We start from the raw sequence: 24,910 nt of genomic DNA on the forward strand, positions 1-24,910 counted from the left end.
ATTGTTTTGGGCATTACCGACTGCCTTAATTGCACAGCAATACAACGTGTCGGGACGCGTACTGGTCAAGGGGGGGGGGAAAGAAACCGACCCCGATCGGGCTGGCCGTCGTGGAGCTTCCGAAGGCGGGTTTGTGGGCCGTAGCGGACAACGAGGGAAACTTTTCGGTGAAGAACGTACCGGCGGGCAAGGTGCTCTTTTCGGTCTCGTGCCTGGGCTACGTGACGACGCTTACGGAGGTTGAGGTTCACCGCGACCTGGATTCGTTGTGCCTCTACGCCCCGGAGGACAACCTCAAGCTGGAGAGTGTGGTGGTTACGGCGCGTGAGGCGACTAACGCCATGGCGACCTCGCGTACGATCGAGGGGAATGCCATCAACCACCTGCAGATGGTCAACGTGTCGGACATCTCGACGCTGCTTCCTGGCGGCAAGACGGTGAATCCGGACCTGATGGAGAACAACACTTTTTCGCTGCGCGACGGCGGGTCGACGGCGGGCAATGCCTCGTTCGGAACGGCCGTGGAGGTGGATGGCGTACGCCTGTCGACCAACGCTTCGCTGGGGGACCTGACGGGCGTCAGTACACGCAACATCTCCTCGACGTCGATCGAATCGGTCGAGGTGATCACGGGCGTTCCGTCGGCCGAGTACGGGGATATTTCGTCGGGTATGGTGAAGATCTCGACGCGCAAGGGTCGCACGCCCTACATGCTGGTTCTCTCGACCAATCCGCGGACCAAGCAGATTGCCGCCTCGAAGGGTTTTGATCTGGGCGACGACCGCGGAGTGCTGAATTCGAACATCGAGTATACGCGGGCGACGAAGAATCCGACCTCGCCCTATACCTCCTATTCGCGCACGGGGCTTTCGCTCAACTACCAGAATACCTTTGCGAAGGTGTTGCGCTTTGATTTCGGGGTTTCGGCCAACGTGGGCGGCATGAACTCGGAGGATGATCCCGACGTGCAGGCCGGCGAGTGGGAGAAGGACCGAGACAATGCCCTGCGGGCCAATACGTCGCTCAAGTGGCTGCTCAACCGCAAGGCGATCACGAGTGTGGATTTCGACGCCTCGATCAACTATGCGGACAATCTTACGCGGATCCATACCTATAATACGAGTTCGACGATGAGTCCGGCGGTCCACGCGACGGACGAGGGTTACTTTGTAGCGGATCTGCTTCCGTCGACCTACTATACGACGCAGTGTGTCGATTCGAAGGAGCTGGACTATGCGGCCAATCTCAAGGCGACGTGGATCCGCAGTTGGGGCGACATTCACAGCAATGCCAAGGTGGGCGTATCGTGGCGAGCCGACGGCAACGTGGGCCAGGGGGCCTACTACGAGGATCCGACGCTGGCGCCGAACGGCTACCGTCCTCGGCCCTATACCGACATTCCGTACATGCACAATCTGGCGGCCTACCTTGAGGAGACGCTGACACTGCCCGTGGGCGGCGGATCGGTGCAGCTGATGGCGGGACTGCGTGCGGAGAAGACCTTCATCAAGGGGACGCGCTATGACAAGACGCAGAGCCTCTCTCCGCGACTGAACCTGAAGTACCGCATTACGGACTGGCTGACGATCCGCGGCGGGTGGGGCCTGACCGACAAACTGCCGTCGTTCAAGATTCTCTACCCGGACCCGAACTATCTCGACCGTCAGGTCTACGGCGTTTCGTACGGCGGCCAGAGCCTCTACGTTTTCCACACGCGGCCCTATGAGATCATGTACAATCCCGACCTGCGTTGGCAGCGGAACCGCAATTCGGAGGTGGGAGTCGATCTGCGCATCGGCGGGACGTCGATTTCGCTGGTTGGCTACTTCAACCGCACGAAATACCCCTTTGAGCTCAAGAACGAGTACGAACCCTATACCTACCGGCTGAGTTCGCTGCCGACGACCACACCGGACGGCGAACCCTTCACGATGCCGACCCATCCGCTCTTCAAGGTGGACAGCCAGACGGGCGAGATGTTTATCCGCGATGCGGACAACCTGTCGCAGGGATGGATCCTGATGACGGGGAGCGACAAGCAGACCTTTGTTCGGAACACCTACCAGAGCAACGGATCGCCGGTCGACCGCATGGGACTGGAGTTTGTCTTCGACTTTCCGGAGATCCGGCCCCTGCGGACGCAGCTTCGGCTCGACGGAGCCTATGGCTATACGAAGTACATCAATACGGGTGAGGCGTGGTACTATCCGAGTGTCACGACGGGCGGAAACTTCTACCCCTACGTGGGCATCTACGCCGACAACGGGAGCAACTCGACGATCACCTACAACGGCACGAAGACCCACTCACTGGATGCGAACCTGACGGCGACGACGCACCTGCCGTCGATCCGGATGATTATCTCGCTGCGGCTGGAGGCGTCGCTTCTTAAGCGTTCGCAGCACCTTTCGGAGTATAACGGCAAGGAGTACGCCTTCAACGTCGACGAGAACCGCAATCCGACGGGCGGGAGCATCTACGACGGCAACAGCTATACGGCCATCTGGCCGATTGCCTATATCGACCAGTCGGGCGAGCGGCATCCCTTTACGGATGCCGAGCGGAACAATCCCGATTTTGCGTCGCTGCTGCTGCGTTCGGCCAACACGTACGCCTTTAACGAAGATGGCTACGACCCCTATTTTTCGGCCAATCTGAGCATAACGAAGGAGATCGGCGACCATGTGTCGATTTCGTTCTACGCCAATAACTTCACCAATTCGCGACCGTTCATGCGCTCCTATGCGACGGGAGTACGGGTGGTCTTCACCCCGTCGTTCTACTACGGCCTGACGGTACGCCTCAAATTCTGACGACGATGAAGAAGCTGACACTTATCTGTTTTGTGATGTTTTCGGCGGCCTGCACGTCGTTCGGAAGTGATCCCTACGGGCGTTCGGTCCGCAGCCTGCATGTGGCGGTGAGCTACCCGGAGGAGTATGCGGACTACCTGCGCGAGGGCGTTGCGGTGACTCTTTCCGACCGCAATTCGGGCAATGTCTATACGGCGCTGACCGATGCTGCGGGAGATGTTGATTTCCGCGTTTCGGCGGGCCACTACAAGCTTTCGGTGCTGGACCTTGCCGATGAAGAGTCGGTTTTCAACGGTTCGGTGGAGCTGGTGGATCTTTCGTCCGGGGACCAGAACCTGACCGTTGCACTGTCGTACTCCAAGCCGGGTACGGTCATCATCAAGGAGATCTACTCGGGCGGCTGCCCGCAGGATTACCCCTCGACGGGAAGCTATACCAACGACAAGTACATCATCCTGCACAACAATTCGTTTGAGACGCAATATCTCGATGGATTGTGTCTGAGTACCGTAGCGCCCTATAACTCGTCGGCGACGAACAACCCGTGGACGACGACCGATGCGACGGGCAATCTGGTTTTCCAGGATTTCGCTCCGGTTCCGGACTGCGTCTGGCAGTTTCCGGGCAGCGGGGAGGATTATCCGCTGGCACCGGGCGATGATGCGGTGATCGCCTACCACGGCGTGGACCACACGCAGACCTACTCGATGTCGGTGAATCTGAACCGCAAGGGCTATTTCGTCCTCTACGATCTGCTGAACTATCCGGGAACGACGACCTACCCGACGCCGGCTCCGGGCGACCAGATCGACGAGGCGCACTACCTGAAGATGCTCAAGAAGACGGGCAAGAGCAGCGCCTATGTGATATCGAACAATTCGCCGGCGATCATCATCTTCCGGGCCCCGGAGGGGTATGATCTGACGTCGTATCTGGCGTCGAAGGATTCGGAGACGCAGGACGGATCGCTGCTCTATACGAAGATTCCGTGGGACTGGGTCATCGACGGTGCTGAGGTGATCGACAAGACGGGAGCGACGCGCACCAAGCGTCTGCGGGCGGACATCGACGCTGCGGGTGTGGAGTTTTCGGCCATGTCGCAGGGGCATACGCTTCACCGTCGGCTGAACGAGACGACCACTGCATCGGCCGGTTTTGACGTCTATTACGATACGAACAACTCGTCGAACGACTTCTATGAGCGGGAGACACAATCGCTGCGAGAGGGCTTATGAGACGGATTGTAACCATACTGCTTCTGATCGCCGCCACGGGAGCCGTGGCGCAGGATCGCTTTGAAGAGACCTTCCGGCGCAATGCGTGGAACGGGTCGGTCAACGCGGCGGGGCTTCGTCAGGACAGCGTGAGCCACTCCTACGCGGAGGCCTACTTCACGAAGGAGAACGGCGGGCTGACGGACCCTTCGTCGTCGGACAACAGCTGGAACGCCGGGGTGCGTACGGAGTCGATCCGCCACCTGAACCGGATTTCGTTTGCCGGCGGCTTCAACTACGACTATTTCGACGGCCGGAACATGTGCGGGTCGATGTTTACCGTCCCGGGCTACTATCCGGTTGATATCGTGGAGTTCACGCCGGGACGGAAGGTTCGTGAGAGCTATAACTTCCGAGCGGGGCTTTCTGCCGAGCTGACCCGGCGGTGGCTGGTGGGACTGAACGTCTCGTTCGAGGCGCGCAACTACGCCAAGCGCAAGGACCTCCGCCACAAGAACACGCGTCTGGACTTCGAGTTTTCGCCGGGCGTGATGTATCGTTCGGGACGTTTTGCCGTGGGCGCGGCCTATATCGTCGGGATCGACAACGAAAAGATCGAGGCCGAGGAGATCGGCTCAACGCCGGAATCGTACCAGGCCTTTTTTGACCGGGGACTTCGCTACGGAACGCTGCAGTTGTGGGAGAGCAACGACCTTCACCTGACGACGTCGGGTGTGACGGGCTTCCCGATCCGCGAGACGACCCAGGGTGCGGGGCTCCAGCTTCAGTACGGTCCTCTCTACGTGGATGCGGCCTACCGCAACCGGCAGGGGCGCACGGGCGAGGGCGGTGCGATCTGGCACGAATACGATGCCGATCTGGTGACGGCAAACGGTGTGCTGACCCTCGGCGAGGCGTCCGACCTCCACTACGTACGACTCGGTATGGAGTGGGAGTCGCTTGCCAACCGCGAGAACATCCTCACCTACGAGTCGGTCAACGGCGTTTCGACCCCTCACCTGCACGGCTCGACGCCGATTTTCGGACGCAAGCGGCTCGACCTGAGCGCCGAATACGAATGGACGACGACACGCATGGACTGGCGTGTGGGTATAAGCCATACGGATCTGAACCGCGAGTCGACGCTGATGTACCCGCAGACGCGGGGTCAGCGGCTGCAGTGGACGATGGTCTGGAGTACGTGGCTTTACCGCTTCGGGGCGTGGGAGCTGACCCTTGCGGCTGATTTCCGGCGGGGCGGTTTCAGCGAACGGGAGGAACTGGGCGAGTCGCCGGCCCGGCCGGGTGAATACCCGATGCAGCTGACCGACTTCTATAACTGCGAGAACGAATACTGGACGATGCCGCGGGTTGGGGCCGGAGCGGGCGTGCGGCGCAACATCCGGCGGTTCTATATCGACCTGTCGGCGCGCTACGAGCATGGATTTGACGTGCATTACGTGTCGCAACCCAACCGGGTTCGGGCGACACTGGGCGTAGGATATAATTTTTAACCGATAAAAACGGACGCTTATGAAAAGGATTCTGACGATGGCAGTGGCTGCTGCGATGGTGGTGGCCTGTTCGAAGGAGGAGAGCGGGCCTTCGGGTCCGATGCAGTTGACGATCGATCCGACGATCACGCGAGCCACGGAGGTGGATTTCGAGACGGGGGATGCGATTGGCGTAACGGTGACGACGGCAGCGGAGGCCTACGTGGCCAACCGCAAGTTTGTCTACGGCAGTGACAGCCGCTTTGCGGGCGAGGAGAGTCTGCTGTGGTACGAAGATGTGAATGCCCCGGCGACGTTATTTGCCTACTATCCCTATTCGGATCCGGCACCTTCGGAGTTTACGGTGAAGGCCGACCAGGGAGGTGACGGCTACGGTGCTTCGGACCTGATGACGGCCCTGAAGACGGGCGTCTACCCGACGAAGAATGCCGTGGGGATGACCTTCCGCCACAAGATGTCGCGTCTGGTCTTCACGATCGACAACGAGACGGACTTCCCGGTGACGCAGCTTGTGGTGACGGGGACGATCGGCACGGCCGTGATCGACGCCGCGGCCAATACGGTGACGGTCAAGTCGGATGCTGCGACGCAGGACATTACGGCGCGTGAGGTGACGGCCAATTCGAAGTACTACGCATTGGTAGTTCCGCAGTCGGCGAAGTTCAGCGTAACGGTGACGACGGCCGAGGGCACGCGCTCGCAGAGCTACAGCGAGACGGAACTTGAGGGCGGCAAGAGCTACCCGGTGACGGTCCGTGTCAAGCCGACCAACATGGAGATTGTGATGGATGGCCCGATCGAGGGCTGGGAGGATGCCGAAGAGATTCCGACCGAGGGTCAGGGTACGAGCGAAGCAGCCACGGTCGAGTGGGGCGGTGTGAAGTACAAGATCGTGACGCTGAAGGACGGCCGGACATGGATGGCCGAGAACCTGCGCTATATTCCGAATGGAATGACTCCGTCGAGTGATCCGGCCGATGGCAGCGGTCTGTGGTATCCCTGCGGTCTGCCGACCGACTCGGATGCCGATCTGGTGGCTAATCCGGATTTGGTTGAGACAACCGGCCTGCTGTACAGTTATTCCATACTGCTGGGTCTTGGAAAGGATGGTATTACGGCAGATAATTACGACAAACAGGAGGGTGTTCAGGGTATCTGCCCGGACGGCTGGCATATCCCGACCGCGGCCGAATGGACGGCGTTTACGGAGACCTCGTCTCCCTATTATGATGCACAGGAAAAAGGTGCGTCGATTGTAAAGTTGAATGAGGATGGTTTCAATATATCTGGAACTGGATACATCTTCCGGAACGGAGTGAGCGCAGAGGGCAAATATAATGGCAGTGCCAGCGCAGTCAATCCGGAGGTATTCGGCATGGGTTGCTATCCCAGTTCTACTTCATTTAGTATTACCTACAATGAAACGGACAATCCTTCGAGCGGCATCAAAAACATTATGTACCGTATAGGGATGATTACCTATAATAAGAGTTACAATCGTTTGACCATAGCTAATCAGAGTGCTTATTCTGCCTATCCGGTCCGTTGCATCAAGGATGCGGAGTAGCGCCGGGGCTGAACAGGCAAAGACAACACACACAACACTATTAACGATTCATGAAAAGAAAACCCAATTACCTGAAACACGTGCTGCAATGGGGCGTTCTGGCCGCCATTGTGGTCACGGTGCTTTGGAGCACGTTTGCCGACAAGGCGGTTGACGTGGAGAAGTATTGTCCGTTCGGCGGACTGCAGGCCTTCGGCACCTATGTGGTCAACAATTCGCTGGCCTGCTCGATGTCGATGCTTCAGATCATGATGGGGCTGGTGCTGGCCGTCGGGGTGATCCTCTTCTCGAAACTCTTCTGCGGCTACCTCTGCCCGGTAGGCACCGTGGGTGAAGCGATGGGCCGCGTGGGCAAGAAGCTGCACGTACAGGTTGAGATCCGTCCGGGGAGCATTGCCGACCGCGCCTTGCGCGTCGTGAAATACGTGCTGCTGTTCACGATTCTCTACAACACGCTTTCGTCGAGCGAGCTGTTCTGCAAGCAGCTGGATCCCTACTACGCCGTGGCCACGGGCTTCAAGGGCGAGATCGTCCTCTGGATGTCCATCACGAGCCTTGTGCTGCTTCTGCTGGGCGGTTTTGTGGTGAAGATGTTCTGGTGCAAGTACATCTGCCCGCTGGGCGCCGCGAGCAACATCTTCAAGTTCACGTGGCTGCTGCTGGCCGCCGCGGTTGTAGCGTGGATCCTCGGACTGACGGGAGTCGAGGGGAGCTGGCCGTGGATCATCGGTGCGACGTGCCTGGCGGCCTACCTGATCGAGATGATCAAGCTGCGCAGCTGCACCTTCCCGCTGATGTACGTCGTGCGTGATGCGGAGGCCTGCAACGGGTGCGGACTCTGCACGAAGAAGTGCCCCTACGGGATCCGCGTGCAGGATCTCGGGAAGGTGAAGCATGTCGACTGTACGATGTGCGGACAGTGCATTTCGTCGTGTTCGCAGGATGCGCTTCAGTTCAACGGGCGGCGGTCGCTGCGCTGGGTGCCGGGTATTCTGACGGTGGTACTGTTTGCCATAGCGCTGTGGCTGGGCAACACGCTGGAGCTTCCGACCATCGACGAGAAGTGGGGTGACTATGAGAAGGTCGAGAACCTGACGACCTACGAGATGCAGGGGCTGCAGACGGTGAAGTGCTACGGCTCGTCGAAGGCCTTCTCGGCCAAGATGCAGACGGTGCCGGGCGTCTATGGCGTGAAGACGTATGTCCGTCACCACGGCGTCGAGATTCTCTATGACCCGGCGAAGACCGATACGGTGAAGATCCAGGAGGCGATCTTTACGCCGACGATGCGCAAGTATGCCATGCCGACGGCCGACGTGCCGACGCTGCGGGTGCTGCAGTTGGGTGTTGAGGGGCTCCACGACCGGATGGACATGGTCTATTTCGGCATGGTGCTCCAGAAGATCGAGGGTATCTACGGCTTCACGTCGGAGTTTGCCTGCCCGGTAGCGGTGACGGTCTATACGGATCCGTCGGTGACGATTACCGAGAAGCAGATGGCCGAGGCAATCGATGCCCGGGAGCTGATCATTCCGATGAAGGAGGGTGAGAAGACGATCCCGATGCACACGGTGCTGAAGAGCTTCGAGTGGGCGGGAGAGGTTTCGCGCGAGGAGTTTGCCCAGGTGATGTTCCGCGAGATCGAGGAGATGAACGGACGCTTCGTGGCCAACCAGGAGAAGTGGGGCGACGACGCGGCCTTCCCGAAGGCGGTCTACGAGATGGAGTTCCCGAGCATCGAGAAGCCGCTTATCCGCCGTACGTTCCCCTATTTCAAGAGTTTTCTGTCGTGCCAGGATGGCATCACGTCGCTGGACTTCGTGCTTCGCGACACCGTACCGGTGATGCGACTGCACTACGTGAAGTCGATGTGGGACGATGCGCGGATCTGGAAGGAGATTTTCCAGGCCGAGAAGTGGACGCTTCGCATGGCCGACGGCACGTTCCAGGAGTCGGCACCGCGGCTGAAGTTCACGGTTGAGGGCCACACGGTCGAGGAACCGGCCGCCGCGGCAGCTACGAAGTAGTGTTCCGATACCGGTAAACCGCAGCAAAGCGACACACACCCGGGCCCGATGGGGGCATCAAGGGGCGTGTGTCGCTTCTGCGATGAGGAGAAAGCAGACAACAAGCGAAAAAGAGACAACATGAAGAGATGGATTACGGGCGCCCTGGCGCTGTTGACGATCCTTCAGTCGGTACGGGCCGACGAAGGGATGTGGCTGATGACCGATCTGGGGAAGATCTACCCCCGGATGCGAGCCGAGGGTCTGAAGCTGAAGGCTTCGGCCATCTACGACGAGCAGACTCCGGCATTGTCGGATGCGGTGGTTGCCGTTGACGGAGGCATGGGTACCGGAAGCATGATTTCGGACGAGGGGCTGATGATCACGAACCACCACGTGGCCTACAGTGACATCTGCGCTCTTTCGACCGAGGAGCACAACTACCTGGAGACGGGCTTCTGGGCGCGGACGCGCGGGGAGGAGATCCCCGTACCGGGCAAGACGGTGTCGTTTCTGCGTCGGATCGAGGATGTGACGGCGGAGGTCGAGGCGATCAAGACGCGCCTCCGAAACGAAGGGAAATGGGGTCCGATGTCGATGCGTCGGGTCTACTCGGAGATCGAGAAGAAGTACGCCGCGACGACCGACCTTGAAGTTTCGTGCATGTCGATGTGGGGCGGCAAACTCTACCAGATGTTCTACTACGAGGTTTACCGTGACGTGCGTCTGGTTGGTGCGCCTCCGGTTTCGATCGGAGCCTTCGGCGGCGACTACGACAACTGGGGCTGGCCGCAGCACAAGGGAGATTTCGCCCTCTACCGGGTCTATACGGCTCCGGACGGCCGTCCGGCGGAGTACGCAGCGGAGAACGTTCCTCTCAAACCGCGCACGGTGCTGCGGATTGCGACGGGGGGAGTCCACGACGGCGATTTCCAGATGATCCTGGGCTTCCCGGGCCGCACGAACCGCTACGCCTCGTCGTATGCCATTGATGAGAAGCAGTACGTCAAGAATCCGGTGGTGGTCCAGAACCGCCAGGAGCGCATGGACATCATCCGGCGCCACATGGAGCGGGATCCGCTGGTTCGGATGGCCTATTCCGATGCCTTCTTCTCGCTGAGCAACTACGCCGACTACGCCAAGTGGGAGACCCGCTGCCTGCAACGGTTCGGCGTGTCGTCGATCCGCCGAGCCGAAGAGGAGCGCCTTCAGACGTGGATCGACGCCGATTCGGCGCGGCGGGCGCAATATGGCGATCTGCTGGAGTACCTTTCGGCGGGCTACGCGAAGCGCCGCGACGCCGAGGTGGCGCTGAACTACTTCCGCGAGGCATGGCTGGGTCCGAGCGAGGCGCTGTTGACGGCCAATCGGGTAGCCTCCTACCTGGGCAAACTTGAGCGTACGCACCGCGATTCGCTGCGTCGTTCGGACGAGGACGTGGCCGGCGTACTGCGTGCGGGCTTCCGCCTGCGCAAGAACTACGATCCGGCGACGGATCGCGATTTGTTCGCCCGCATGGCGGTGAACTTTACGGCAAGTGTTCCGCGCGAGATGTGGGGAGAAGCGCTCTGCCGGCAGTACGATGCGGCGGGCGGCGATGCCGACCGCATGGCGCGTGCAGCTTTCGATGCATCGTTCTGCTCGTCGGCCGACCGCTTTGACGCCTACTTTGCCTGCGACCGTTCGGTTGCCGAAATCCAGCGGGATCCGCTGGTCGCACTGACCGAATCGGTTCCGGTGCAGACCTTCACCCACTGTGTCGACCGGGCCGAGCGCGAAGCCTGCTGCGGCTACGGCGCCTTCCGGGGCGAGGGTCGTGGCAAGGGCCCCGGCGAGGGTCGTGGCAAGGGCAAAGGCATGGGTCGGATGCTGGGGGGCAACTACGTGATGCGCCTCGAGTCGATCTATGCCGATCTGCTCTACGATTTCCGGGACTCGGAGGGGATCCTCCAGTACCCGAACGCCAACTCGACGATGCGTCTGACCTACGGCACGGTGGGCCCGGTTTCGCCCTCGGACGGAGTGCACTACGATTCGCGTTCGACGACGGCGGGCTACATGGAGAAGTACAATCCCGGACAGTATGAATACCGGGTCGACGACCGTCTGCGACAGCTTCTGGCGGCCCGGGACTGGGGTCGTTGGGGCGAGAAGGGGACGCTCTACGTCGATTTCCTGACCAACCACGACATTACGGGCGGCAATTCAGGCAGTCCGGTTCTCGATGCCCGGGGCCGTCTGGTGGGTCTGGCCTTCGACGGCAACCGCGAGTCGATGGCCGGCGACGTGTGGTTCCATCCGGAGCTGGCCAAGACGGTCTGCGTCGACATCCGCTACGTGATGTGGGTGATCGAGAAGTATGCCGGAGCGACGTGGCTGCTCGACGAGCTGACGTTTGAAAAGTAGGCCATTCCGGAGCCGAATGTTAACGGGACTGCGGATTCGCAGTCCCGTTTTTTTTGTCCGTGAGGTGATGTAACGGATCGATATTTTGCGGATTTGTTTTTGAAAATCTTAAAAAATGATTATATTTGCCAAAGAACGAGCGCGTTATGAACGGGCTTCGATTCTTGAGTGATAGGATGGAGGGCGGTTCTTGGCTGAAACAATCGTAAAAAAGCGTCTTTAGGTTACGGATTATAATCTACGGGCGAAAAAATAGAAGAACGGTGGCGTATGCAGCACGGCGATCGTGAGGCTGCGTCACTGAAATTTTTACCCATTAAATACGACGCATCGAGTATGAGCGAAAGACTGTACATTTTCGACACGACCCTGCGCGACGGGGAACAGGTTCCCGGATGCCAGTTGAACACGACGGAGAAGATCGAGGTAGCCAAACTGCTGGAGGCCCTTGGAGTGGATGTGATCGAGGCGGGCTTTCCGATCTCGAGTCCGGGCGATTTCCATTCGGTGCTTGAGATCTCGAAGGCGGTCTCGGAGCCGACGATCTGCGCGCTGACGCGGGCCGTGGAGAAGGATATCGACGTAGCGGCCGACGCCTTGCGGCTGGCCAAACGCAAACGGATCCATACGGGGATCGGGGTGTCGCCGCAGCACATCTACGACAAGCTTCGCTCGACGCCGGATGAGATCTACGAGCGGGCCATTGCGGCGGTGAAGTATGCCAAACGCTACGTCGAGGACGTGGAGTTCTACGCCGAGGATGCGGGCCGGGCCGATACGGAGTACCTGGCGCGGGTCGTCGAGGCGGTGATTGCGGCGGGGGCGACGGTGGTGAACATCCCCGATACGACAGGTTACTGCCTTCCGGACGAATACGGGGCCAAGATCCGCTACCTGATGGAGCACGTGCCCAATATCGACCGAGCGATTCTTTCGACGCACTGCCACAACGACCTGGGCATGGCGACGGCCAACACGCTGAGCGGCATTCTGAACGGGGCCCGGCAGGCCGAGGTGACGATCAACGGCATCGGCGAACGGGCTGGCAACACCTCGCTGGAGGAGGTGGTCATGACGCTCCGCTGCCACAAGGATGTGGATATCGACACGGGGATCCGCTCGCAGCTGATCACCAAGGCCTCGCACCTGGTGTCGAGCCTGATGAACATGCCCGTCCAGCCGAACAAGGCGATTGTCGGGCGGAATGCCTTCGCGCACTCGTCGGGCATCCACCAGGACGGGGTGCTGAAGGACCGGCAGACGTACGAGATCATCGATCCGCACGATATCGGGCTGAACGAATCGGTCATTGCGCTTACGGCGCGGAGCGGGCGTGCGGCGCTGGTCCACCGGCTCGAGCTGCTGGGCTACGACCTCACGCCGGAGGAGCTGGACGCCACCTACGAGAAGTTTCTGGCGCTGGCCGACCGCAAGAAGGAGATCCACGACTACGACCTGCTGTATCTGGTGGGCGACATCGACCGGATGAAGCAGCAGTCCATTGCGCTGAAGTTCCTGCAGGTGACCACCGGTACGCTGGTTCCGACGGCCACGGTGGTACTGAAGTTCGGCGACCACGAGCGGATGGCGATCGGGACGGGCAACGGACCGGTCGATGCGGCCGTTACGGCGATCAAGAAGCTCATCAACGAGAAGGTCGTGCTGACGGAGTTTCTGATGCAGGCCATCACGCGGGGCTCGAACGACGTGGGCCGGGTTCATGTGCAGGTCCAGTGCGGCTCGCGGACGGTTCACGGCTTTGCCGCTCATACGGATACGACTCGGGCGTCGATCGAGGCCTTCCTCGATGCACTGCGGGCGCTGAACGTGACGGAACGTAAAGGGGAGGAGTAGCTTATGGGACGGACACTTTTGGACAAGATCTGGGATGCGCACACGGTGCGTGTCGAGGACGGAGGGCGGTGCGTGCTCTATATCGACCGCCAGTATATCCACGAGGTGACCTCGCCGGTGGCCTTTGCGGGGCTCGAACGCCGGGGAATCGGCGTGGCGCGGCCGGCTCAGATCACGGCGACGGCCGACCACAACATCCCGACCGTGAACCAGCACCTGCCGATCGAGGACCCCGAGTCGCGGCGTCAGGTGGAGACCCTTGCGGCCAACTGCGCACGGTACGGCATCGAACATTTCGGAGTGGGGAATCCGCGCCAGGGGATCGTACACATCATCGGCCCGGAGCTGGGCTTCACGCAGCCGGGGATGACGATCGTCTGCGGCGACAGCCACACCTCGACCCATGGAGCGCTGGGGGCCGTAGCCTTTGGTGTTGGGACGTCGGAGGTGGAGATGGTCTTTGCGAGCCAGTGTATCCTGCAGACCAAGCCCCGGACGATGCGCATTACGGTCGACGGACCGCTGCGCCCGGGCGTCGAGGCCAAGGATGTGATCCTCTACATTATTTCGCGGATCACGGCCTCGGGCGGCACGGGCCACTTCATCGAGTTTGCCGGCTCGACGATCCGTTCGCTCTCGATGGAGGGTCGCATGACGGTCTGCAACATGAGCATCGAGTGCGGTGCGCGTGGCGGGATGATCGCCCCCGACGAGAAGACCTTCGAATACCTCCGGGGGCGTGAACGGGCGCCGCAGGGGGCGGCCTTCGATGCGGCCGTCGGACGGTGGCGAGAGCTTTACAGCGATCCGGACGCCGTTTTCGACAAGGAGTACCGCTTCGATGCGGCCGACATTGCACCGATGATCACTTACGGCACCAACCCGGGCATGGGAATGGCCGTCGACGGGACGATCCCGGCGGATGCCGACCCGAAGGCGCTGCACTATATGGATTTCCGGGCGGATGAACGCCTGCAGGGCCATCCGATCGACTACGTCTTCGTCGGGAGCTGTACGAACGGTCGGATCGAGGATCTTCGGCGCTTTGCGCAGCTGGTCCGGGGACATCACCGGGCCGACGGCGTGACGGCCTGGATTGTTCCGGGTTCGAAGGGCGTCGAGGCGCAGGCGCGGGCCGAGGGGCTCGACCGCATCCTTTCGGCGGCGGGCTTCGAGCTGCGGCAGCCGGGATGCTCAGCCTGCCTGGCGATGAATGCCGACAAGATCCCGGCGGGGAAATACAGTGTTTCGACCTCGAACCGCAACTTCGAGGGGCGACAGGGCCCCGGCGCCCGGACGCTGCTCTCGGGAGTAGCCGTTGCGGCGGCCGCGGCGGTTACAGGCCGCATTACGGACCCGCGCGAACTCTTCGGCGAGGAACTTTGATACGCAGAATCAGAAACTTTTCCGGCACGACGGAACCCGCACGACGGAACCCGCATGACGGAACCCGCATGGCGGAATCTCCATGACCGCCCCGATGCCGGATGCAAAATGCAGTTAAAACCATGTCCATACCCAAATTCACAACCCTCACTTCGCGGGCGGTACCCGTCGAGGTGGAGAATATCGATACCGACCAGATCATCCCGGCCCGCTTTCTGAAGGCCACCCAGCGCCAGGGTTTTGGCGATAACCTCTTCCGCGACTGGCGTTACGACGCCTCTGGAGCTCCCGTTGCGACCTTTCCGCTCAACGATCCGCGCTACGGGGGAGAGATCCTCGTGGCGGGGCGCAACTTCGGCTGCGGGAGTTCGCGCGAACACGCCGCGTGGGCGCTTGCCGACTACGGTTTCCGGGTGGTGGTGTCGAGCTTTTTCGCGGACATCTTCCGCAACAATGCGCTGAACAACGGGCTGCTGCCGGTTCGGGTCGAGGAGTCGTTCCTGCAGCGGATCTTCGAGGCGATCCGGCGTGATCCGCAGGCGCTCTTCACGGTCGATCTGGACCACCAGCGCTTCACGATCGAGGCGAGCGGCGAGAGCACGCCGTTCGAGATCGACGCCTACAAGAAGCGGTGCCTGCAGAACGGCTACGACGATGTGGACTACCTGCGGAGCATTCTTCCGCAGATCGAGTCGTACGAAAAAACACACGCGGTCCGATGACGACGCCGATGCCCGCAGGGGTGGAGATCCTCGACACGACGCTTCGTGACGGCGAACAGACCTCGGGTGTGTCGTTCAACGCGCGGGAGAAGCTCTCCATAGCGCGTCTGCTGCTCGAGGAGCTTCGCGTCAACCGGATCGAAATCGCCTCGGCGCGGGTCTCTCCCGGCGAGGAGGCAGCCGTACGGGCCATTACGGAGTGGGCGCGCAAGCGGGGCCATCTCGACCGGATCGAGGCGCTGGGCTTCATCGACGGAGGGATCTCTGTCGAGTGGCTTTGGCGGGCGGGCTGCCGCGTGGTGAATCTGCTGGCCAAGGGTTCGCGTCGCCACTGCGAGGAGCAGCTTCGCCGTACGCCCGCGCAGCACCTTGCCGACGTGCGGGCCGAGATTCTGCGGGCCGCGGATCGGGGCATGCGGGTGAATCTCTATCTCGAGGACTGGTCGAACGGCATGCAGCACGCGCCGGATTACGTCCATTCGATGGTGGAGGGTCTTTCGGATCTTCCGGTCGAACGTTTTCTGTGCCCCGATACGCTGGGGATCCTCGATCCGTGGACGACGGAGCGCATCTGCCGGGAGATGACGACGCGCTATCCGACCCTTCGTTTCGACTTTCACGCCCACAACGACTACGATCTGGCCGTGGCCAATACGGCGGCGGCCGTGCGGGCGGGTTTCCGGGGGGTCCACGTGACGGTCAACGGACTGGGCGAACGGGCGGGCAATGCGCCGCTGTCGAGTACCGTGGCGGTGCTCCACGACCGATTGGGGTGCCGGACCGACATTGTCGAGCGGAAGATCTACCGCGTGAGCCGTACGGTGGAGTCCTATACGGGCGTCCGCATACCGGCGAACCGGCCGATTGTCGGAGCGAGCGTCTTCACGCAATGCGCGGGGGTCCACGCTGACGGCGACAATAAGAACGGCCTATACTGTAATGAATTGCTTCCCGAGCGCTTTGGCCGGGTGCGCGAATATGCGCTGGGCAAGACCTCCGGGAAGGCGAACATCCTGAAGAACCTCGAACTGCTGGGCATCGACCTGGACGATGCGGCGATGCGCAAGGTGACCGAGCGGGTCGTGGAGCTGAGCGACAAGAAGGAGCTGGTGACGCTGGACGACCTGCCGTATATCATTGCCGACGTGCTGCGTTACGACCAGACGGACGCACCGGTTCGGATTCTGAACTACAGTCTTTCGCTGGCACAGGGTTTGCATCCCGTTGCGACACTGCGCATCGAGATCCACGGCGAGCCCTACGAGCAGACATCGGCGGGCGACGGACAGTACGACGCCTTCATGCGGGCCCTGCGCCAGATCTACCGCGGGCAGCTGGGGCGGCGCTTCCCGATGCTGGTGGACTATGCGGTGTCGATTCCGCCGGGGGGCCGCACGGATGCCTTCGTGCAGACGATCATCACGTGGGAGGCCGACGGCCGCACGTTCCGGACCCACGGGCTGGATGCCGATCAGACCGAAGCGGCGATCAAGGCGACGATCAAAATGTTGAACATCATAGAAACCAATCCAACGAATCATGGAAATCAGGATCGCATTGTTGCCCGGTGACGGAATCGGGCCGGAGATTATTTCGGAGGCGGTGAAGGTGCTGGACCGGGTGGCCGAGCGCTTCGGTCACCGGATCACATACCGTCGGGCGCAGGTTGGCGCCGCGGCGATCGACGCCACGGGGGATCCCTACCCGGAGGAGACCCACCGCATCTGTCAGACGTCGGATGCCGTGCTGTTCGGGGCCATCGGGGACCCGAAGTACGACAACGACCCGACGTCGAAGGTGCGCCCCGAACAGGGTTTGCTGCGCATGCGCAAGTCGCTGGGTCTTTTTGCCAACCTGCGTCCGGTGACGCTTTTCGAGTCGTTGGTTGACCGTTCGCCGCTGCGGCCGGAGGTGGTGCGGGGGACGGACTTCATCTGCGTGCGCGAACTGACGGGCGGTCTCTATTTCGGACGTCCGCAGGGTCGTGACGAGGATGGCCGCCGGGCCTTCGATACATGCAGCTATACGGTTGAGGAGATTGACCGCGTACTTCATGTGGCTTTCCGGCTGGCGATGTCGCGACGGCGCCGCCTGACGGTGGTCGACAAGGCCAACGTGCTGGAGACGTCGCGGCTGTGGCGAGAGCGGGCGCAGCAGGTGTCGAAGGAGTACCCCGAGGTGAAGGTTGACTACATGTTCGTCGACAACGCGGCGATGCAGCTCATCCGACAGCCGGCGCACTTCGACGTGATCGTGACGGAGAACATGTTCGGGGACATCCTGACCGACGAGGCGAGTGTCATCAGCGGCTCGCTCGGCATGCTGGCCTCGGCGAGCGTCGGGGCCGAGGTGGCTCTGTTCGAACCGATCCACGGCTCCTACCCGCAGGCTGCGGGGCGGAACATCGCCAATCCGATGGCGACGATTCTCTCGGCGGCGATGCTGCTCGAACACCTGGGGCTCGAGGCGGAGGGTGCGGCCGTTCGCGAGGCGGTGAATACGGCCCTTGAGGCAGGCGTTGTCACCGAGGATCTGGTCCGCGAGGGCGGGCGTTGCTATTCGACCTCGGAGGTGGGTGACTACGTGGCGGCGCACGTCTGAGGCTGAGGACCGATGATGCCGGAGGAGAGCCCATCCTCCCCGGGGGCAGCTCCTCTCGGGCCGGACTCTTCCGGATCAGATCTTCCCGGACCCGTCCCTGCTGGTCGGATCTGGTCATGAATCTCTTCCTTTGTAAAGGCTCAAGTGCAGACCGTTTTCGCGGTCTGCATTTTTTGTACTATCTTTGCAGGCGGATTTATCCGGATACCCCTAATAAATACAGCGTATGGCAGGATCGAATTTTGTGGATTACGTCAAGATATTTGCCCGATCGGGCCACGGCGGAGCGGGCTCGGCCCACTTCCGGCGGGAGAAGTTCGTGGCCTTCGGCGGCCCCGACGGCGGCGACGGCGGCAAGGGCGGAAGCATTGTGCTGGTGGGCGACCGCCAGTACTGGACGCTGATCCACCTCAAATACCAGCGCCACCAGTTTGCCGAGGATGGCGAAAACGGCTCCGGAGCGCGCTCATCGGGCAAGGATGCCAAGGATATCGTGATTCCGGTTCCGCTGGGGACGGTGGCGCGGCGTGTGGTGGAGCAGGAGGACGGCACGACGACCCTCGAGACGGTGGGGGAGGTGACGGCCGACGGCGAACGTCTTGTGCTGCTGAAGGGGGGCCGCGGCGGCTTGGGCAACTGGCACTTCAAGAGCGCCACGAACCAGACGCCGCGCTATGCGCAGCCGGGCGAAGAGGGCGACGAAGGGGCTTTCGTGCTGGAGCTGAAGGTGCTGGCCGACGTGGGGCTGGTGGGCTTTCCGAATGCCGGGAAATCGACGCTGCTGTCGGTCGTATCGGCGGCCAAACCCAAGATCGCCAACTACGCCTTCACGACGCTCGAGCCCAACCTGGGGATCGTCGAGGTGCGCGACCACAAGTCGTTCGTCATGGCCGACATCCCGGGCATCATCGAGGGGGCCCACGAGGGACGGGGCCTCGGGACGCGCTTCCTGCGCCATATCGAGCGCAACTCGGTGCTGCTGTTCATGATTCCGGCCGACAGCGACGACATCTGCCGCGACTACGAGATTCTGCTGGGCGAGCTGACGCAGTACAACCCCGAACTGCTGGACAAGGAGCGGCTGCTGGCCATCACCAAGTGCGACATGCTCGACGACGAACTGATCGGGCAGATGCGCGAACATCTTCCCGAGGGAATTCCGTCGGTCTTTATTTCGTCGGTCACGGGGCTCAACATCCAGACCCTGAAGGATATGCTTTGGGAGGCTCTGCAGCGTTAGCTGCGGAGTCTTTCGTTTTTTCCGACGCGCGCCATTTCATTCCGGGAGTTTCATTTCATTCCGGGAGTTCCATTTCGGGAGCGTAATCTCACGCCGGGCACGAGCAATCTCTCATACCGGGCACGCGCAATCTCACACCGGGCACGCAATCATCCCCGGCGGATAATCATTTCCGAAACACAATCAGATCCGGGCGCGATCAACCCCGGAGGAGCCATCGTATGACTGCTTGTCAGGGCCGCATGTCGTATTCACGACCGACAGGCGACTGACAGGCGACCGCAACGACGGCGAAAGGCCGTTCGGAGGACCGTCCGAGATGACCCGTTCCGGGAGAGCGTTGGCCTGGAAGACGAATTCATGAAAGGTGACCCGCAGGGAAAATTCACCGTTGAAATAGTCGATCACGCCGAACAGGGAGCCTTGGCCGTTGGGCAACGCTTCGCCGGCATAGTGACATTTGCCCAACGTTCTGACACGAAACCGGTTTCCGTTGGAATCGATGATTTCGCGTTCGGTCGTCACGAGTTCTCCGGTTTCGGGATCGGTGTCACACCAGGCGTTTCCGGCCTCGGCGAATCGCACTCCGTCAAAACGCACGCGGGTGTCGACATGGCGGCTCTGCACCTCGTCGAACGAGAGCTTTACGGCCCGTGGCAACTCGCCCTGGGACTCTTTGACGCGAATATACCGATTGATTTCGCTGCTTGGAATACCTCTGTTTCCGTAGGCGTCGGGTGCGGATCCGAGTTCGATTTTTCCGCCGTAGTCATGCAGCACCAGACCGTTGCAACGCACCTCGACCCATGCACCGAACGGGAACGTCTTGTTGAGGTTGTTGTCGTTGATGGCGATTGTGATGCCGCCGCTGTCGTCTTCGATGATGATTTCGTGGTAGAATTCGTCGTAAAGATCGTTAGCCACGACTTTACCGCAAATGGCGGCATCGCGGGAGATGGTGGTGCTTCCCTGCGAGTCGCACAGGGCCTTGAGTCCGGCGATTGAGATTTCGGTTTCGAGGGGAGTTTCGTTGAATTCGGAGGAGGAGCTCCTGTCGCAACTGCCGGCCCACATCAGTACCCCCAGACTAAAACAGGCAATCGGTCTCATCGCGGAGTTTGATCAGGAAACGACCTTCGCCGGAGTCGTCGTACTGGAGGATTCCGATCAGCGAGATGACCATTTCGGGGATCTCTCTGTCGGCGAAGTCGGCATAGTCCCGGACATAGGAGTGGATGGCGCAGCCGTCCGGGTCGACAAATTTTCGGTATCCGCTCCACCCGCTTTCCGTTTCGGATTCGGGGGTGTATTGGAGGTTGTCGATTCTGACGAGCGTACCGCATAGCAGGGGGTCGAGCTTCGGGATGGTCAAGCGGGCGGGCTGCGGATCGACGAGTTCCTCGGAGTTGCGGACGAGACACTTTTCCAGAGCGGGGAGCGAACCGATGTAATCGACATCATATCCGCTTCCGGACTGGGGTTGGGCGCCGACCTGCAGGACCCCGAACTTTTCGGCGACGGTGAGTCCCTTCAGACGGAGTGTCACGGAGCACCCCACGGGGAACAGGTTGAGCGACTGATCGATGCCGGTCAGGATTTCGAGAGCGGCCTGCTCCTTTTCGATGCAGATCGAGCGATAGAAGTTTCCGGCCTGATCCGACGAGACGACCCGGCCGTTGACGGAGATGTCGCTGTTCACGACGAACGGGGTTCCGAGGAAGCGTTTTCTCAGTTCGGCAATGGAGGATGTGACGGGTTCAACGGTATCATCCCGCTCCGGGGATCCGAATCGGGAGTCGTAACAGCCGCAGAGAAGTCCGCCTCCGAGGAGGATCAGCACCGATAGTCGGGCCATCCGTCCAAGTCGGGATCGAGCCGTAAGCGCGGCCGCAACGGACGGACCGCCGGTGCCGTCCGACCGGTTGATGGGACAAAGCGTCATGCTTCGATTCGGGAGTCTTTCAAGCCGAGGAAATAGAGGATTCCGTCGAGGCCGATGGTTGAGATCGACTGGCGGGCCGTGGCCTTGACCTTCGGTTTGGCATGGAAAGCGATTCCCAGGCCGGCGAGGTTGAGCATCGGGAGGTCGTTTGCGCCGTCGCCAACGGCCACGGACTGGGCGATGTTGATCGACTCGAACTGACAGAGCAGCCTCAGGAGTTCGGCCTTGCGCCGGCCGTCGACCACCTCGCCGACGTAACGGCCCGTCAGTTTGCCGTTTTCGATTTCGAGTTCGTTGGCATAGACGTAGTCGAAGCCGTATTTCTGACGGAGGTAGTTTCCGAAGTAGGTGAAACCGCCGGAGAGGATGGCGGTTTTGTAACCGACGCGTTTGAGGACGGTCATCATGCGTTCGAGACCTTCGGTGATGGGGAGGTTCCGGGCGATATCCTCCATGACCGAGACGTCGAGGCCCTTGAGCAGGGCGACGCGGCGTGTGAAGCTTTCGCAGAAGTCGATTTCGCCGCGCATGGCGCTGGCTGTGATTTCGCGGACCTGGTCACCGACGCCGGCGCGTTCGGCGAGTTCGTCGATGACTTCGGTTTCGATGAGCGTGGAGTCCATGTCGAAGCAGATCAGGCGACGGCTGCGGCGGTAGATGTCGTCCTTCTGGAAGGAGACGTCGAGGCCGAATTCGGACAGGTTCATGAATCCTTCGTGCATGGTGCTGCGTTCCTCGTCGGTGAGCGATCCGCGCACGGAGAGTTCGATGCAGGATTTTGCGGCACGGTTGTCCTCCTTGAGGGGCATACGACCGGTCAGACGCTTGATGGCGTCGATGTTCAGGCCGTGTTCGGCGACGACCTTCGTCACTTCGGCGATGTGCCGAGCGGTGACGGTCCGTCCCAAGAGGGTGATGATGTATCGGTTTTTGCCCTGGCGGCTGACCCAGTCGTTGTATTTTTCCTCGGAGATCGGGGTGAATCGGATCATCACGCCCAGCTCCGAGGCCTTGAACAGGAGCTCCTTCATGATGAACCCGGACTTGTCGGAGGAGGTTTTGATCAGGATGCCGAGGGTCAGCGACTGGTGGATGTTCGCCTGGCCGATGTCGAGGATGAAGGCATCGTATCGGGCGAGGATTTCGGTGAGCGAGGAGGTCATTCCGGGTTTGTCTTCCCCGGAGATATTTATCTGGATGATTTCGACGATGTTCTGCATGCTGTCACGGGTAGGATTTTGTGATTGGGGCAAAAAGCCTATACAAAGTTAATAAAGTTCTGCAAAATTTGGTTATTTTTGCACATAAAACAGGAGAGTCCGGCGCAGAGAGGCACAGGTGGATGCATTTTTGCGGGGGACGACAGGTTGGTAAAACTGGAGAAAGCTATGTGGAGAATACTTGCGGCCGTTGCGGCCGAGGAGCCGGCGGCTCCGCTCATGGTACCGGACAGTGTGCAGAAGGCGAATTTTGCCGAGGCGGTGAACCGGCTGGTGAATCTGGATTTCAGTCAGGTTGCTCAGAATCTGTTGTCGGAGACGCTGTGGGTGGTGATCAAGATCGTCATCGCGCTGGTGATCTACTATATCGGGCGCTGGCTGATGCGGCGTCTGGTCCGGCTGATTGACGTGGCGATGGAGCATCGGAAGGTGGAACTTTCGCTTCGGGCCTTCACGCGGAGTTCGGTGCGTGCGGTTTTCATGCTGCTGCTGATCCTGATCGTGGTTTCGACGCTGGGCGTCAACGTGACGTCGCTCATTGCGGTGGCATCGGCCGCGACGCTGGCCATCGGTATGGCGTTGAGCGGCACGGCGCAGAACTTTGCGGGCGGCGTGATGATCCTGCTGATGAAGCCCTACCGGGTAGGCGATTACATTTCGGCACAGGGAGAGTCGGGCACGGTGCGCGAGATCAAGCTCTTCTCGACGGTGATCACGACCAACGACAACCAGACGATCTACATCCCGAACAACTCGATCGCCACGGCCATCATCGACAACTACTCGACAGCCCCCGAACGACGGGTCGACTGGACGGTAGGGATCTCCTACGGCGACGACGTAGACGTGGCCCGGGCGGCGATTCTGGCGATGTTTGCCGCCGACGAACGGATCTTTTCGCAGCCGGCACCGGTCGTCGTTGTCGAGGCACTGGCCGACAGTTCGGTGAATCTGAAGATCCGGGCGTGGACGGCGAATGCCAACTACTGGACTGTCTTCTACGAATATAACGAACGCTTCTACAAGGAGTTGCCGAAGGCGGGGATCAACTTTCCGTTCCCGCAGATGGACGTTCACGTGAAGCAGGATTGACGGGCCGGCATTGGGTCGGTTGCGAGCGAGAAACGATCATTTATGAACCCAACAAGCAATAAGAGAAACAAATTATGGAACTGAAAGAGATTCTGGCTATTACGGGGCAACCCGGATTGTATAAATACGTGGCGCAGTCGACGCGGGGCGTGATTGTGGAGTCGCTTCTGGACGGCCGCCGGATGAATGCTTCGGCGAGTGCACGGGTGAGTGCGCTGTCGGACATATCGATGTTTACCGAAGGGGACGACATTGCCTTGGCCGATGTTTTTACGCGCATCTACGAGCACACGGGGGGCAAGGAGGCCATCAGCCCGAAATCGACGCCCGAGCAGTTGAAGTCGGCTTTTGCGGAGGTTCTTCCGGAGTACGACCGTGATCGGGTGCATGTATCGGACATCAAGAAGTGCTTCTCGTGGTATAATATCCTGCTGCAGGCGGGCTTCACGGAGTTCAAGCCTGCCGAAGAGCCTGCCGGCGAGGCAGACGCGAAGTAGCGCCGGCCGCCGGGGGGGGAGAGAATGACCGGGAAAGAGAATGACCGGGGAGGGAGAGAACGGCCGAGGAAGAGAATGACCGACGGAGCGGTGTCAGCCGTTCCGCTACTTATCAAAAACAGAGAGGGATATGGAAAAGCAACCGAAAGTGTTGGCTTTGGTCGCGCACGACAACATGAAGCGTGACCTGGCGGAGTGGGTGGACTGGAACAGTGAGAAGCTGAGCCGTCATCACCTGGTGTGCACGGGAACTACGGGCAAGATGGTCGAGCGGACGCTGCGGGCTCGAGCGCACCATCTGGAGCAGCAGACGGAGGGCAACGAGACCCCCGAACTGGAGATCACGCTGTTGAAATCGGGCCCGCTGGGCGGCGATCAGCAGTTGGGCTCGATGATTGCCGATGGCAAGATCCATGCCCTGATCTTCTTCTGGGACCCGATGTCGGCCCAGCCGCACGACGTGGACGTGAAGGCGCTGCTTCGGCTGGCGACGCTGTATAATGTTCCGACGGCAGTGAACCGTTCGTCGGCGGATTTTTTGATTTCGTCGCCGCTGTTCGAGGACGAGAACTACACGCCGGTGGTCAAGGACTACAAGGCCTATATTGAGCGGGTGCTGCTGTAGGACGCAGCTCCGGACGAATGACAGAAGCCGGTCTTCCTGCGGGGAGGCCGGCTTTTTCGTCGGGTTCGGATGCGGGGATTCCCGGGGGCCGCTTCCTCCCGCTTCCTCCCGCTTCCTCCTGCTTCCTGCCTCTTCCTGCCTCTTCCTGCCTCTTCCTGCCTCTTCCTGCCTCTTCCGGCACCTCTTCGGCCTTACTTTCGGCCTTTCTCCG

The 24,910-nt window shown here is 60.7% G+C and carries 18 protein-coding genes; 15 read left to right on the forward strand and 3 right to left on the reverse strand.

The genetic code is table 11. The annotated features are described in order from the left end of the window. Nucleotides 1–110 precede the first annotated feature (110 nt). The 12 genes from B5E60_RS01985 (at nt 111) to obgE (ending at nt 19,323) form a co-directional block, all read left to right on the forward strand. Nucleotides 111–2,813 carry a TonB-dependent receptor gene (locus B5E60_RS01985; protein ID WP_239403163.1) on the forward strand — a complete coding sequence of 901 codons (2,703 nt, stop codon included), beginning with the start codon at nt 111–113 and terminating at the stop codon, nt 2,811–2,813. 5 nt (nt 2,814–2,818) lie between these two features. After that, nucleotides 2,819–4,048: a DUF4876 domain-containing protein gene (locus tag B5E60_RS01990; RefSeq protein WP_087309207.1), complete on the forward strand. Its 1,230-nt coding sequence runs from the start codon at nt 2,819–2,821 to the stop codon at nt 4,046–4,048. After that, nucleotides 4,045–5,541, forward strand: coding sequence for a DUF6850 family outer membrane beta-barrel protein (locus tag B5E60_RS01995; RefSeq protein ID WP_087309208.1), 1,497 nt, complete (start codon nt 4,045–4,047; stop codon nt 5,539–5,541). Before B5E60_RS01990 ends, B5E60_RS01995 begins: the two co-directional genes overlap by 4 nt. Nucleotides 5,542–5,560: 19 nt before the next feature. Further along, complete coding sequence (locus B5E60_RS02000; protein ID WP_239403165.1) at nt 5,561–7,108, forward strand: fimbrillin family protein; 1,548 nt, start codon at nt 5,561–5,563, stop codon at nt 7,106–7,108. A gap of 50 nt (nt 7,109–7,158) precedes the next feature. After that, the gene (locus tag B5E60_RS02005) at nt 7,159–9,135 is read left to right on the forward strand and encodes a 4Fe-4S binding protein (RefSeq protein WP_087309209.1); all 1,977 of its coding nucleotides are present in this window, start codon (nt 7,159–7,161) and stop codon (nt 9,133–9,135) included. A gap of 120 nt (nt 9,136–9,255) precedes the next feature. Next, nucleotides 9,256–11,520, forward strand: coding sequence for a S46 family peptidase (locus tag B5E60_RS02010; RefSeq protein ID WP_087309210.1), 2,265 nt, complete (start codon nt 9,256–9,258; stop codon nt 11,518–11,520). A gap of 336 nt (nt 11,521–11,856) precedes the next feature. Then, the gene (locus tag B5E60_RS02015) at nt 11,857–13,374 is read left to right on the forward strand and encodes a 2-isopropylmalate synthase (protein WP_087309211.1); all 1,518 of its coding nucleotides are present in this window, start codon (nt 11,857–11,859) and stop codon (nt 13,372–13,374) included. Between the two features lie 3 nt (nt 13,375–13,377). Next, complete coding sequence (gene leuC / locus B5E60_RS02020) at nt 13,378–14,760, forward strand: 3-isopropylmalate dehydratase large subunit (RefSeq protein ID WP_087309212.1); 1,383 nt, start codon at nt 13,378–13,380, stop codon at nt 14,758–14,760. A gap of 122 nt (nt 14,761–14,882) precedes the next feature. After that, entirely contained in the window at nt 14,883–15,482 is a 600-nt protein-coding gene (leuD, locus tag B5E60_RS02025; RefSeq protein WP_087309213.1) for a 3-isopropylmalate dehydratase small subunit, read from the forward strand. Further along, the gene (locus B5E60_RS02030) at nt 15,479–17,053 is read left to right on the forward strand and encodes an alpha-isopropylmalate synthase regulatory domain-containing protein (RefSeq protein WP_446697987.1); all 1,575 of its coding nucleotides are present in this window, start codon (nt 15,479–15,481) and stop codon (nt 17,051–17,053) included. The genes leuD and B5E60_RS02030 overlap by 4 nt, the downstream gene beginning before the upstream one ends. After that, the gene (gene leuB, locus B5E60_RS02035) at nt 17,022–18,083 is read left to right on the forward strand and encodes a 3-isopropylmalate dehydrogenase (protein ID WP_087309214.1); all 1,062 of its coding nucleotides are present in this window, start codon (nt 17,022–17,024) and stop codon (nt 18,081–18,083) included. Before B5E60_RS02030 ends, leuB begins: the two co-directional genes overlap by 32 nt. A 226-nt stretch (nt 18,084–18,309) precedes the next feature. After that, entirely contained in the window at nt 18,310–19,323 is a 1,014-nt protein-coding gene (gene obgE / locus B5E60_RS02040; protein WP_087309215.1) for a GTPase ObgE, read from the forward strand. Between the two features lie 183 nt (nt 19,324–19,506). Here the strand turns inward: obgE and B5E60_RS02045 are convergent, their stop codons facing one another. The 3 genes from B5E60_RS02045 to serB all read right to left on the reverse strand — a co-directional run bounded on the left by B5E60_RS02045 (nt 19,507) and on the right by serB (nt 22,485). Further along, nucleotides 19,507–20,433 carry a DUF5689 domain-containing protein gene (locus B5E60_RS02045; protein WP_204246430.1) on the reverse strand — a complete coding sequence of 309 codons (927 nt, stop codon included), beginning with the start codon at nt 20,431–20,433 and terminating at the stop codon, nt 19,507–19,509. Further along, nucleotides 20,411–21,178, reverse strand: coding sequence for a DUF5689 domain-containing protein (locus B5E60_RS02050; protein WP_087309216.1), 768 nt, complete (start codon nt 21,176–21,178; stop codon nt 20,411–20,413). The genes B5E60_RS02045 and B5E60_RS02050 overlap by 23 nt, the downstream gene beginning before the upstream one ends. 83 nt (nt 21,179–21,261) lie before the next feature. Further along, entirely contained in the window at nt 21,262–22,485 is a 1,224-nt protein-coding gene (gene serB / locus B5E60_RS02055) for a phosphoserine phosphatase SerB (RefSeq protein ID WP_087309217.1), read from the reverse strand. A 168-nt stretch (nt 22,486–22,653) separates the two neighbouring features. Between serB and B5E60_RS02060 the strand changes: the two genes are divergently transcribed. The 3 genes from B5E60_RS02060 to B5E60_RS02070 all read left to right on the forward strand — a co-directional run bounded on the left by B5E60_RS02060 (nt 22,654) and on the right by B5E60_RS02070 (nt 24,699). Further along, entirely contained in the window at nt 22,654–23,577 is a 924-nt protein-coding gene (locus B5E60_RS02060) for a mechanosensitive ion channel family protein (RefSeq protein ID WP_087309218.1), read from the forward strand. Between the two features lie 74 nt (nt 23,578–23,651). Beyond that, entirely contained in the window at nt 23,652–24,074 is a 423-nt protein-coding gene (locus tag B5E60_RS02065; RefSeq protein ID WP_087309219.1) for a DUF5606 family protein, read from the forward strand. A gap of 130 nt (nt 24,075–24,204) precedes the next feature. Beyond that, entirely contained in the window at nt 24,205–24,699 is a 495-nt protein-coding gene (locus B5E60_RS02070) for a methylglyoxal synthase (RefSeq protein ID WP_087309220.1), read from the forward strand. Nucleotides 24,700–24,910 lie beyond the last annotated feature (211 nt).

Source organism: Alistipes sp. An116 (genome assembly GCF_002161005.1).
Lineage (GTDB): Bacteria > Bacteroidota > Bacteroidia > Bacteroidales > Rikenellaceae > Alistipes > Alistipes megaguti.

Coding starts and splice junctions, on each gene's coding strand:
- leuB (WP_087309214.1), top strand. CDS start 17,022: ATGGAAATCAGGATCGCATTGTTGCCCGGTGACGGAATCGGGCCGGAG.
- B5E60_RS02015 (WP_087309211.1), top strand. CDS start 11,857: ATGAGCGAAAGACTGTACATTTTCGACACGACCCTGCGCGACGGGGAA.
- obgE (WP_087309215.1), top strand. CDS start 18,310: ATGGCAGGATCGAATTTTGTGGATTACGTCAAGATATTTGCCCGATCG.
- leuD (WP_087309213.1), top strand. CDS start 14,883: ATGTCCATACCCAAATTCACAACCCTCACTTCGCGGGCGGTACCCGTC.
- B5E60_RS02045 (WP_204246430.1), bottom strand. CDS start 20,433: ATGAGACCGATTGCCTGTTTTAGTCTGGGGGTACTGATGTGGGCCGGC.
- B5E60_RS02070 (WP_087309220.1), top strand. CDS start 24,205: ATGGAAAAGCAACCGAAAGTGTTGGCTTTGGTCGCGCACGACAACATG.
- B5E60_RS01995 (WP_087309208.1), top strand. CDS start 4,045: ATGAGACGGATTGTAACCATACTGCTTCTGATCGCCGCCACGGGAGCC.
- B5E60_RS02005 (WP_087309209.1), top strand. CDS start 7,159: ATGAAAAGAAAACCCAATTACCTGAAACACGTGCTGCAATGGGGCGTT.
- B5E60_RS02030 (WP_446697987.1), top strand. CDS start 15,479: ATGACGACGCCGATGCCCGCAGGGGTGGAGATCCTCGACACGACGCTT.
- B5E60_RS02060 (WP_087309218.1), top strand. CDS start 22,654: ATGTGGAGAATACTTGCGGCCGTTGCGGCCGAGGAGCCGGCGGCTCCG.
- serB (WP_087309217.1), bottom strand. CDS start 22,485: ATGCAGAACATCGTCGAAATCATCCAGATAAATATCTCCGGGGAAGAC.
- B5E60_RS02050 (WP_087309216.1), bottom strand. CDS start 21,178: ATGGCCCGACTATCGGTGCTGATCCTCCTCGGAGGCGGACTTCTCTGC.
- B5E60_RS02000 (WP_239403165.1), top strand. CDS start 5,561: ATGAAAAGGATTCTGACGATGGCAGTGGCTGCTGCGATGGTGGTGGCC.
- B5E60_RS02065 (WP_087309219.1), top strand. CDS start 23,652: ATGGAACTGAAAGAGATTCTGGCTATTACGGGGCAACCCGGATTGTAT.
- leuC (WP_087309212.1), top strand. CDS start 13,378: ATGGGACGGACACTTTTGGACAAGATCTGGGATGCGCACACGGTGCGT.
- B5E60_RS01990 (WP_087309207.1), top strand. CDS start 2,819: ATGAAGAAGCTGACACTTATCTGTTTTGTGATGTTTTCGGCGGCCTGC.
- B5E60_RS02010 (WP_087309210.1), top strand. CDS start 9,256: ATGAAGAGATGGATTACGGGCGCCCTGGCGCTGTTGACGATCCTTCAG.